We start from the raw sequence: 11,581 nt of genomic DNA on the forward strand, positions 1-11,581 counted from the left end.
AATGCATAATGTCATATATTTGTCCCCATTCTTTTTCTTGAAAACAATTATTTCCAATGGAATATTTAGAATTTGAACTTCCCATTAAAGAACTTGAAGACCAACTTCAAAAATGTATGGTAATTGGGGAAGAAAGTGATGTTGATGTCACAGAGACCTGCTCACAGATTGAGAAAAAACTCGAAGAAACTCGAAAAGACATTTATAAAAATTTGACTGCTTGGCAGCGGGTGCAATTATCCAGGCACCCAAACAGGCCTTATACCATGGACTATATAAAGGCCATTTGCGGAGATACATTTTTAGAGCTTCATGGCGACAGAAATGTAAAAGATGACAAAGCCATGGTGGGTGGTTTGGGTAAGATTGGTGACCAGAGCTATATGTTCATCGGTCAGCAAAAAGGATATAATACCAAAACCCGTCAATACCGAAACTTTGGTATGGCCAACCCTGAAGGGTATCGAAAAGCCCTGCGATTAATGAAATCTGCAGAGAAATTTGGTATTCCTGTGGTCTGTTTCATTGACACTCCGGGGGCCTATCCAGGAATTGAAGCCGAAGAAAGGGGGCAGGGCGAGGCCATTGCCCGCAATATTTTGGAAATGACCCGCCTAAAAGTGCCAATTATTGTTGTGATCATTGGTGAAGGAGCGTCTGGTGGTGCCTTGGGTATTGGTGTAGGGGATAAGGTCCTTATGCTCGAAAATACTTGGTACTCCGTTATTTCTCCTGAATCCTGTTCCTCTATTTTGTGGAGAAGCTGGGAGTACAAGGAGCAAGCAGCCGATGCCCTAAAATTGACTGCTGGCGATATGAAAAAGCAAAAGTTGGTTGATGAAATCGTTAAGGAGCCCCTTGGCGGAGCACATGCCAACCGAGAAAAAACTTTTGAGACCGTCAAAAACAAAATTTCATCACATTACGAAGAGCTGAAAAAGTTATCACCAAAAGAACTCGTTAAAACCCGCATGGACAAATATGCGGATATGGGCGTTTTCAACGGATAATTCTTGTTTTTCAGAGGTTAACTTTTTTTATTAGGTTTTATCCTCACTTTTTTTTATGTTATTAACAGGTATTTAAAGTTGTTAACATTTCAATTGTTGAATACCTGTGGAAATCACATCTTTTAAAATTCAAGTTAACTAAAGGTTAATTAGCTACTTTCGTACTCATGGACAAACCTAGCCCAATCGTCGGCCACCGAGTGGAAAAATCTACCCTAATCAGTCTTGAGAAAGGTAAAATACCACCTCAATCAGTTGATTTAGAGGAAGTTGTGTTAGGAGCCATGATGATTGACAAGAAAGGTGTGGATGAAGTAATCGATATCCTACACCCGGATGTCTTCTATAAAGATGCGCATAGATACATTTATGAGGCCATCTTCAAACTATTTGAATCTTCAGAGCCAGTCGATTTATTAACCGTTTCTTCCCAACTAAAGAAAGATGGGAAGCTAGAAGCGGTGGGTGGCGACTTTTATTTGATAAAACTCACCCAAAAAGTGGCCTCTTCGGCCCATATTGAGTTTCACGCACGAATTATTCTTCAAAAATATATCCAAAGGAGCCTTATTAAAATCTCCAACGAGATTATAGAGGATGCCTACAGCGATTCCACGGATGTTTTTGATCTCTTGGACAATGCAGAAGCGAAACTGTATGAAGTTACCCAAGGGAATCTGAAGCGTTCTGCAGAAACTGCCCAAAATTTGGTGATTCAGGCCAAGAAAAAGATTGAAGAAATTTCCAATAAAGAGGGGTTGAGTGGAATCCCTTCCGGTTTTGACAAACTGGATAAATTGACATCAGGCTGGCAACCCAGCGATTTAGTCATTGTTGCAGCCCGTCCCGGTATGGGTAAAACCGCACTTACCTTGTCCATGGCAAGAAATATTGCCGTGAACTCAGATATTCCCGTGGCATTCTTTTCTTTGGAGATGTCCTCCGTACAGTTGATCACGCGTTTGATTTCTTCGGAAACTGGTTTGTCCTCCGAAAAACTGAGAACCGGGAAACTCGAAAAGCATGAGTGGGAGCAGTTGAACGTTAAGGTAAAGGCCTTGGAAAAAGCACCTTTGTTCATTGACGATACGCCCTCACTTTCTATTTTTGACTTAAGGGCCAAGGCGAGACGCTTGGCTTCCCAACATAAAATAAGGTTGATAGTCATTGACTACTTGCAGTTGATGACCGCAGGTGGAAGTCAAAAAGGCGGAAACCGTGAGCAGGAAATTTCAACCATTTCCCGAAACCTAAAGGCACTGGCCAAAGAATTGAATGTTCCCGTGATTGCATTGTCCCAGCTGTCTAGGGCTGTGGAGACTCGTGGGGGCAGTAAGCGACCCATTCTTTCCGATTTGAGGGAGTCCGGTGCCATTGAGCAGGATGCGGATATCGTTTCCTTTATTTATAGACCTGAATACTACAAAATTGATGAGTGGGATGATGAAGAGCGCACCCCTACTCAAGGTCAGGCCGAGTTTATTGTGGCCAAGCACCGTAACGGTGGATTGGATAATATTAGGTTAAAATTTGTTGGCGCTCTGGGTAAATTTGATAACTTGGATGACTTTGACTCCCCATTCGAATTCCAATCGAAGATGAATGCGGACGAAGAAAATCCCTTTGCAACCCCAAATCTTCCCAATGCGGATGAGGCTTTTGGGAGCGCAATGAACAGTGATGACGATGACCCAGATGATAGTGACGTACCTTTTTAAAATAGCAACCTTCTTGTCACCTCGAGCGCAGTCGAGAGGTGTCTTGTTTCTTGTTTCTTTATTCTTTTCTCTTTCTTCTTATGCTTCTGTCATCCTAATCCCAATGGATGCTGAAAGTCAGGAAAACCATTTAAAAGCGTATGGAATCACCTATTGGGTGCTTACCAAACAACAAAAAGTGCAATGGTTGTTGAACTATCGTGGCGGTTCCTTTTTATTACCTGATGGGGAAGCCATCCGAAAAGAATGCCAAATTCGCGGGGTTTCCTTTGAAGTGCTATCGGATAGTAAAGCAGAGCAAATTTTGGACGAGATCAGCAGTCCCTCTCAAAACCAAGATGCCGTTATTTTGGAAAAAGCACCAAAAATTGCGGTGTATTCCCCCAAGGACAATCCACCATGGGACGATGCAGTGACCATGGTACTCACGTATGCTGAAATACCCTATACCACGGTTTATGATGAAGAGGTATTGGGCGATAAGTTGGCCTTATACGACTGGCTGCACTTGCACCACGAAGATTTTACAGGGCAGTTTGGAAGATTCTACGGAGCTTACCGAGCGGCTCCGTGGTACATTGAGGCCAAAGAACAAGCGGAGGGCTTGGCACAGAAGCTGGGGTATGCTAAAGTTTCAGATGAAAAGTTGGCCGTTGCCTTAAAGATTCGAAATTATGTAGTAGGTGGAGGATTCATGTTTGCCATGTGTTCAGCTACAGACAGCTTTGATATTGCTCTGGCTGCGGAAAATGTAGACATCTGCGAACCTATGTTTGACGGTGACCCATCCGATGCCAATTACCAAGGGAAATTGAATTATGGAAATACCTTTGCGTTCACCAATTTTATTTTGGAGCGAAACCCACTTCGATATGAGTTTTCATCCATCGATATGACGAACAAAAGAGGAGGTGTGCCCAAGGAATCGGATTATTTTTCCTTGATGGAGTTTTCGGCCAAATGGGATCCTGTTCCCACCATGTTGACCCAAAACCATACAGCTTTGGTAAAAGGATTTATGGGGCAAACCACAGCTTTTACTAGAAAAGAGATAAAACCAACCGTCATGGTGCTTGGGGAGAACAAAATCAATGGGGAGGCCAGATATATTCATGGTATAAAAGGAAAAGGCTTTTTTACCTTTTATGGCGGACACGACCCTGAAGACTATCAGCATAGGGTAGGAGACCCCAAAACGGAGCTGGAATTGCACCCCACTTCACCGGGCTACCGTCTTATTTTGAACAATGTACTGTTTCCTGCCGCTAGAAAAAAGAAACAAAAAACTTGATTTAAAAAACACTATTAACTGAAATTTTCCTTTATATATTGTGTATAATGTGATGCATATGACTTGTCCGGCGCAATCTCATTTCTTAGGTCAATAAAGGGTTTTAGCTTGTTTTTGTAAAGAAGGTCTAAATTTTTCAAAGCAAGATTAGTGGCAAAATCTTTACTTAATATACCTTTTAATAGCAACATTGTAATGTAGTTATATTCATTTATCAATGATTCAATATCGTCTAAAACAGGTTGCCTTTCCATAAGGGGATAATGATCTCCTTGATATGTTCTAATATTTTCCCTTAAAATTTCAAGAACTTTTTCAGCAATCTCTTTTTTCGTTGTTTCGCCATGCGCACTAATGATATTATTCTTTATTTGAGGGATATTTTGAAAATTTAATTGGACATAATCGCTTCGAAGAAAACGTTTTATGGATACAAAGCGGTCGGAGATTAGTGTTTTATAAATTTGAGATTCCATTTGTTGTCTCTGGATTTCAGTTTGTTTTTTAATCTCATAAATTGATAATAGGCCGAAACCGGTAATTATCATGGTAAAGCACGCAACTATTACTTGGGCCCACATGGCAGAATTCAGGAAAGCATCTCGATAGGAACTAGGATGTTTATCTAACCCTCCCAAAACAAATTCTGAATATTCGTATAAAAGGATATAAATCACAATAGATAGTGTAATTAATCCGGGGATGGCGATTAACTTGGTATAGTTACTTTTCGGCTTTATCTCCATAGTGCTTTAGTATTTTTTGTCTTTTGTTTTTTGAGATGGATTTGTAGAAATCAATTGTCCTTTCGAGGCCTATGGTGATTTCGGTCTCGGGTTTCAAATCAATTACGGTCTTGATATCCTGATTTCGATGGAATGAAGTACCTACTTTTTCCCCAATCCTCATTGGTATATGCTTTATTTCAGATTTGGAGCCTGAAATTTTAATTATGATATGGGCAATTTCAAGAATAGTTAGTCTAATCGATGAATGTATCTCATATATTTCATTCTCAATTTTTCCAGAATATAGAGTAAAATCAACCGCAATTTTTGAAAAATCTTTAGAAAATATGAGCTCTATTTCTTGGGAACCGTCCCCGAATATTTCAATGGGTCTATTTTCTAGTGCTTGAATAATAAACAGAGGGATTGCCTTTCTTATGGGATGTGTTTTTTGATATGGGCCATAAACATTCCAAAACTTTAGTACTCTAATATCCATATCAATATACTCAGAATACGATAACCCAAGCTTTTGAATGGCTAAGGAAGTAGCAGAATACACATTATGCCATTCATTGGGCTTTGTAGGGATCAAAATCCTTTTTATGCCAACTTTGTTGCATCCGAGTATAACATTTAAAGCTCCATGGATATTGGTGTTAATTGCTTCTCTTGGATTCTCAAATAGTTCAGATGTACCCAAAAGACCGGACATATGAAAAACTACATCATTCTTATCTAGGTGCGATACTAAATGGTCATAGTCCCTTACATCACCTTTTACTATTTTACAATTTTTTGATTGATTAAAGTTAGCTGCCTCAATATCATAAACTGTGACTGTATGACCTCTTTGCAGTAATTCTTTGGTGATATGTGTTCCCAAAAAACCTAAACCACCAGTTATTAAACAATTCACTTATTTATTAAATATTAATGTGTTCAACAAGATAAAGTATTTAGTAAAGATGGAAGTTTATTTACTATCATATTGAATAAAATTAATAGCTCAACAATTATTTAATTTGACTTTAAAATTTTTTGATTTTCTTTCGAGACAAATCGGTAACGGTTCGGTTAAAAATCACCTGTTTAATATCTTCTTTTTTAACAATTTCATGGTATTAAATTTTTTGAATGGTCATTTTTGATGGTGCTAATTACCTTTTTGAAGTTATCATTATCGAGAGGAAAGTTTAATGTGAATCATTTTATATCTGCCAATGTGTCCTTGGTTTGTTGTTTGGGCCAGGCTTGGCTAATCATGTGATTGATAATTAGCCATTCCCCATCCATATTTTTATAGACCCTTAAATGGTTGGCATGTCGGTCATCCATTTTGGAGCCATCTGGCCATCGTTGGTTTTTTCGAATATTTAATGAGCGTGCCGTGGCTATGGAGTCATTAAGAAACGTTATTTCATTTTCACCATAATCATTTTCTCCGGCCATAACAAAATCGAGACTGAAAATAAAACTAAGTAGTTCCTCTAGTTCTTCTTTGCTTTGAACTCGATCACCAAAAGCATTGGTCCAATCAGTGTCATTTGCATAATGCTTAATAGCCTGATCAACATTTTTTTCTTCCCAGGCGGTGTCCCATTCTTCAATACTTGTATTGATTTGTGCCTGGGCCTCTTCATAATCGATTTTGGGTTCTGCCTTTTTTATGGTACAGCTAATAAAAAGACAGCATAGGGTAAAGGAATATCCTAAACGTTTCATAAGATTGATTTTAAAGTTAATGGGGGAAGACTACACTTTATCTAAGTGCTTGATTCCTAAAAATAAACAAAAATCAATCTGCAAAAAAGTAAAGGCCTTAGATAAGTTTCTCCAAAACCCGTTCCACACCAAAATCGTTATTGCTAACGGTTTCATATTTGGCCACTTTTTTCACGTTGGGGTGTGCATTGGCCATGGCAAAGCTGTAGTTGGAGAGTTGCATCATTTCCAAATCGTTGTTATAATCCCCGAACACCATAACTTCATTTGCAGCAATTTGATGGTGGTCCATGACTTTTTGAAGTGCATAGCCCTTATGTGCATTTTGGTGGGAAACATCGACCCAATTGGCTCCGGACACCTTCACTTTTAAGTTGTCTTCCAAATGCCTAACAGAAGGATAGATGTACTTTTCAGAATCCTCAAAATGATAAATAGCTATTTTAAGGACTTCGGCTTCTACAGCGGTCTGGTCCTTTACAATGTCAAACTCTGAATAATATTCCGCTAGCATGGTCAAAAATGCATCAGATGAGTCGTTGGCATAGGCATTATATTGTCCACAAAGCACTGGATGCACATCTTTAAGCGGTTTTACAATATCCAAAATACGGTCCACCTCTTGTTTGCCAATGGGGGTGGTCAACAGAACATCGTCTTGCTTTTTTATTAAGGCACCATTTTCTGCAATTACAATGATGTCATCCTTTATGGAATCCAGTTTGTCCACCATGCTGTTGTATTGTCTTCCACTGGCGGCCACAAAAATGATATTCCTTTTCTTGAGTTCTTCAAAAATTTCAAAAAAGCGTGGGCTCACCTCGTGGTTGGAATTCAACAACGTACCGTCCATATCGGTCACCACCATTTTGATCTGCGATAAATCCATTTTCAAGAAATTAAGCTGTAAAGGTATTTCTTATTCGGGGAATGGAAGAATCCCTTTTGGTAAAGTTTATATTAATTTAGTGCGACGTTTTACTTCAAACTATGGATTTCTACCAAAAAGAACTACAATTAAGAGCTTATCCCAGAGGTTTTCATCTCATAACAGATACTATTTGGGATGAACTTCCTGAAATCAGAAAAATAAATACTGGAATGCTACAGGTGTTCGTGAAGCATACTTCAGCCAGTTTGACCATCAATGAGAATGCCGACCCTACCGTTCGCACAGATTTTGAAAGCCATATGAATAAGATGGTACCCGAAAATGCGCCGTATTATGTCCACAATTATGAAGGTCCAGACGATATGCCTGCACATATTAAGGCTTCATTGATGGGGGCCTCGGTTCAAATCCCCATCACCAACGGAAGATTGAACTTGGGTATTTGGCAAGGCATTTATCTCTGTGAGCACAGAAACCATGCTTCAGGAAGAAAACTGGTGATTACTGCATTTGGGCAATAATAGTAGAACTGATCGGTTACAATTCGTGTAATTTATGTCAACCAGTTTGGAACTAAATTAAAACAAAAGATCCCGCACAAGGCGGGATCTAAATAAGCGGGGTAAGTTTATATTGATTCTTATTTTACTCTTTCAACGATGGCCTTAAAGGCATCTGGATGGTTCATGGCCAAATCCGCAAGAACTTTTCTGTTCAATTCAATTCCATTGGATTTTACTTTCCCCATAAATTGAGAGTAAGACATTCCGTGTAATCTGGCACCAGCATTGATACGGGTGATCCAAAGTGCGCGGAATGTACGTTTTTTGTTTCTTCTGTCACGGTAAGCATAAAGCATTGCTTTTTCCACCGCATTTTTGGCTACTGTCCAGACGTTTTTACGTCTTCCGAAGTAACCTTTGGCTTGCTTCATCACTTTTTTTCTTCTAGCTCGTGAAGCAACTGAATTTACTGATCTTGGCATAATGTCATTTTTTTGTAGCAGGCGTCTCAATTATTGAGAACTTTTCTGAGCCCGACTCCATGGTTAATAATTAATGTACCGGTTGAACAATTATTTTAAACGCAATTGTTCTTTGATGTTGTCCTCATCCGATGGGTGAACCAAAGTGGAATGGGTCAACTTAAGCTTACGCTTTTTAGACTTCTTGGTCAAAATGTGACTCTTAAAAGCGTGCTTTCTCTTGATTTTACCAGTACCGGTAAGCTTAAACCGCTTCTTGGCACTGGATTTTGTTTTCATCTTAGGCATTTTCCTAGTATTTATCTCCGCTTATTATGCTGAACAACGTTCAGTATCTTTTATTTCTTACTCGTTTTGGGAGCAATGAACATGGTCATTCGCTTCCCTTCCAATTTTGGCATTTGTTCTACTTTTCCAAGTTCTTCCAACTCTTGAGCCAGTTTCAGCAACAAAATTTCGCCTTGGTCTTTGTAGACGATAGATCGTCCTTTAAAGAACACATAGGCTTTGAGTTTAGCGCCATCCTTCAAGAATTTCTCTGCATGGCGTTTTTTAAACTCATAATCGTGGTCATCGGTCTGTGGTCCAAACCGTATTTCCTTTACCACAACCTTGGTTGCTTTGGCTTTTAATGCCTTTTCCCGTTTCTTTTGCTCATAGAGAAACTTCTTGTAATCTATGATTTTACAAACCGGCGGATTTGCATTTGGTGAAATCTCTACCAAATCAAGCTCCAGTTCGTTGGCTTTTTCCCGGGCTTTGGAAATTGGGTAAACTCCCATTTCCACATTGTCCCCCACCAGCCTTACCTCAGGGGCTTTAATATTTTCATTGATATTGTGAGGGTTTTTATTTTCCCTCCTTGGTTGGGGCTTAAATCTTCTTCGTATTGCTATGACGTATACTTTTTAATTAAACTTAATTTTTTAGAACGACTTTAAGGTACTATTTATTTCAGTAGATACCAAGTCGGAAAAAGCTTCTGTGTTTAAACTGCCCAAATCCTCACCACCATGTCGTCTTACGGAAATGGTTTCTGATGCTTCTTCCTGCTCTCCAACGATGAGCATAAAAGGGATTTTTTTAAGTTCAGCCTCACGGATTTTCTTCCCTACCGTTTCATTCCTATTATCAATGAGCGCGCGAATTTCGTGATTTTCCAGTGAATTCAAAACTTTTTCCGCATATTTTTCATGTTTCTCACTGACCGGCAATACAATAGCTTGCGTTGGAATCAACCATAATGGGAAGTTTCCACCAGTATGTTCCAGCAATAAAGCCACAAATCGCTCCATGCTTCCAAAGGGTGCACGGTGAATCATTACCGGTCGGTGAAGCTCATTGTCACTACCTTTATAAGTAAGGTCAAAACGTTTTGGCAAGTTGTAATCCACCTGAATAGTGCCCAACTGCCAGTTTCTGCCCAAGGCATCTTTCACCATGAAGTCTAACTTGGGGCCATAAAAGGCTGCTTCCCCACTTTCCACTACATAATCCAATCCTTTTTCCTCTGCAGCATCAATGATGGCCTGCTCCGCTTTTTCCCAATCGTTGACATCACCGATATATTTCTCCGGATTTTCAGGGTCCCGAACCGATACTTGGGCGGTGAAATTATTGAAGCCCAAAGAATTTAATACATATAAGGTAAGGTCAATTACATTTTTGAACTCATCATTCAGCTGCTCCGTAGTGCAAAAAATGTGCGCATCATCCTGGGTAAATCCACGAACCCTTGTTAAACCATGAAGCTCACCACTTTGCTCATATCGATATACCGTGCCAAATTCTGCATATCGTTTAGGTAAATCCTTATAGCTGAAAGGAGAGCTGTTGTAGATTTCACAGTGGTGTGGACAATTCATAGGTTTCAACAAAAACTCTTCATCCTCTTTTGGGGTATGGATGGGCTGAAAGCTATCTTCCCCATATTTGGCATAGTGACCTGAGGTCACATATAGTTCCTTCTGACCGATATGTGGTGTCACCACCATTTCATAACCCGCTTTCTTTTGTGCTTTTTTCAGGAATTGTTCCAAACGCTCTCGCAAGGCAGCACCATTAGGTAACCATAACGGTAGACCTTGACCTACTTTTTGGGAGAAGGTAAAGAGTTCCAATTCCTTGCCTAATTTTCGGTGGTCACGTTTTTTGGCTTCCTCCAAAAGCTCAAGGTACTCGGTTAGTTCTTTTTGCTTGGGGAAGGAAATGCCATAGACCCGGGTTAATTGTTTGTTGTTTTCATCACCTCGCCAATAGGCGCCGGCCACACTCAAAATTTTAACAGCTTTGATGATTCCCGTATTGGGGATGTGCCCTCCACGACACAAATCGGTAAAGGTACTATGGTCACAGAAGGTGATCGTACCGTCTTCCAGGTTTTCAATAAGCTCTACCTTATATGGATTGTGTTGTTCCTTATAATAATGTAACGCATCCGCTTTGGAAACACTTCGCATTTTATAGTCGTGTTTACCGCGGGCAATTTCCAAGGCTTTTTTCTCAATGGCAGGAAAATCTTTTTCAGACACTGTGTGGTCGCCAAAATCCACATCATAATAGAAACCGTTCTCAATGGCGGGTCCAATGGTAAGCTTAATACCAGGGTACAATTCTTCCAAGGCCTGCGCCACTACGTGTGATGTAGAGTGCCAAAAAGCCTTTTTGCCCTCTGCATCGTTCCATGTATATAAGGTAAGTGTGCCATTTTCGGTTAAGGGTGTTACGGTCTCCACAGTAGTATCATTGAATTTGGCCGAAATTACATTTCGGGCCAATCCTTCACTAATGCTTTTTGCAATCTCAATTGGTGTAGTTTCTTCAGAAACTTTCTTTACCGCGCCGTCAGGCAATGTGATATCAATCATGTACACTCCTAATTTTGAATGGTGCGCAAAGATACTATGTTGAATTGATGCTTACAATATATATGTATGTCAAATGGATAAGAAGGTTCAAATCAGGGGCTTATCTGGATTGCTGATGAAAAAGATTATTGCGATTAGCGAAGATAATAAGATGTGTGTCAATTAAATATTTGATTATCAGTAAATTAAATTTTTTTTGAATTTTTTTTGAAAATTGTTTTGTGGTATCATTTAAACCTCTCTATATTTGCACCCGCTTAGCTGATAAGGCTGGGTGTTAAAGGAGGGGGATTTGGTCGAATTGTGGCCAATTTTTTTTCCTTTAGAGTGAAGAAGTTCATATACATATTGTAACGACAGCGTAA

12 protein-coding genes are annotated in these 11,581 nt (G+C 39.6%); 4 read left to right on the forward strand and 8 right to left on the reverse strand.

All coding sequences use genetic code 11. The annotated features are described in order from the left end of the window. Positions 1-56: 56 nt before the first annotated feature. The 3 genes from J0X14_RS18420 to J0X14_RS18430 all read left to right on the forward strand — a co-directional run bounded on the left by J0X14_RS18420 (position 57) and on the right by J0X14_RS18430 (position 4,019). Entirely contained in the window at positions 57-1,010 is a 954-nt protein-coding gene (locus J0X14_RS18420; protein ID WP_207099295.1) for an acetyl-CoA carboxylase carboxyltransferase subunit alpha, read from the forward strand. A 167-nt stretch (positions 1,011-1,177) separates the two neighbouring features. Further along, the gene (dnaB, locus tag J0X14_RS18425) at positions 1,178-2,728 is read left to right on the forward strand and encodes a replicative DNA helicase (RefSeq protein WP_207099296.1); all 1,551 of its coding nucleotides are present in this window, start codon (positions 1,178-1,180) and stop codon (positions 2,726-2,728) included. Next, a complete protein-coding gene (locus tag J0X14_RS18430; RefSeq protein ID WP_242528101.1) occupies positions 2,706-4,019 on the forward strand; it encodes an asparagine synthetase B in 1,314 nt (437 codons plus the stop codon). Before dnaB ends, J0X14_RS18430 begins: the two co-directional genes overlap by 23 nt. 14 nt (positions 4,020-4,033) lie before the next feature. Here the strand turns inward: J0X14_RS18430 and J0X14_RS18435 are convergent, their stop codons facing one another. From J0X14_RS18435 to J0X14_RS18450, 4 genes are all read right to left on the reverse strand, one after another. Next, positions 4,034-4,765, reverse strand: a complete 732-nt coding sequence (locus J0X14_RS18435) for a hypothetical protein (protein WP_207099297.1) — start codon at positions 4,763-4,765, stop codon at positions 4,034-4,036. Then, a complete protein-coding gene (locus J0X14_RS18440; protein ID WP_207099298.1) occupies positions 4,743-5,666 on the reverse strand; it encodes an NAD-dependent epimerase/dehydratase family protein in 924 nt (307 codons plus the stop codon). Before J0X14_RS18440 ends, J0X14_RS18435 begins: the two co-directional genes overlap by 23 nt. A gap of 287 nt (positions 5,667-5,953) precedes the next feature. Continuing rightward, the gene (locus J0X14_RS18445) at positions 5,954-6,472 is read right to left on the reverse strand and encodes a YybH family protein (RefSeq protein WP_207099299.1); all 519 of its coding nucleotides are present in this window, start codon (positions 6,470-6,472) and stop codon (positions 5,954-5,956) included. 97 nt (positions 6,473-6,569) lie between these two features. After that, entirely contained in the window at positions 6,570-7,361 is a 792-nt protein-coding gene (locus J0X14_RS18450; protein ID WP_207099300.1) for an HAD family hydrolase, read from the reverse strand. 101 nt (positions 7,362-7,462) lie between these two features. On the opposite strand from J0X14_RS18450, the gene J0X14_RS18455 reads away from it, so the two are divergent. Beyond that, positions 7,463-7,885, forward strand: coding sequence for a secondary thiamine-phosphate synthase enzyme YjbQ (locus J0X14_RS18455; RefSeq protein WP_207099301.1), 423 nt, complete (start codon positions 7,463-7,465; stop codon positions 7,883-7,885). 119 nt (positions 7,886-8,004) lie between these two features. Here the strand turns inward: J0X14_RS18455 and rplT are convergent, their stop codons facing one another. The 4 genes from rplT to thrS all read right to left on the reverse strand — a co-directional run bounded on the left by rplT (position 8,005) and on the right by thrS (position 11,216). After that, positions 8,005-8,349 (reverse strand): 50S ribosomal protein L20, encoded by a 345-nt coding sequence (rplT, locus tag J0X14_RS18460; protein ID WP_207099302.1) that lies wholly within the window; start codon positions 8,347-8,349, stop codon positions 8,005-8,007. Positions 8,350-8,439: 90 nt separating this feature from the next. After that, entirely contained in the window at positions 8,440-8,637 is a 198-nt protein-coding gene (gene rpmI, locus J0X14_RS18465; protein WP_207099303.1) for a 50S ribosomal protein L35, read from the reverse strand. A 50-nt stretch (positions 8,638-8,687) separates the two neighbouring features. Next, positions 8,688-9,239 (reverse strand): translation initiation factor IF-3, encoded by a 552-nt coding sequence (gene infC / locus J0X14_RS18470; protein WP_317194466.1) that lies wholly within the window; start codon positions 9,237-9,239, stop codon positions 8,688-8,690. A 36-nt stretch (positions 9,240-9,275) separates the two neighbouring features. Beyond that, entirely contained in the window at positions 9,276-11,216 is a 1,941-nt protein-coding gene (gene thrS, locus J0X14_RS18475; RefSeq protein ID WP_207099304.1) for a threonine--tRNA ligase, read from the reverse strand. Positions 11,217-11,581 lie beyond the last annotated feature (365 nt).

This window comes from Allomuricauda sp. CAU 1633 (assembly GCF_017313225.1).
Lineage (GTDB): Bacteria > Bacteroidota > Bacteroidia > Flavobacteriales > Flavobacteriaceae > Flagellimonas.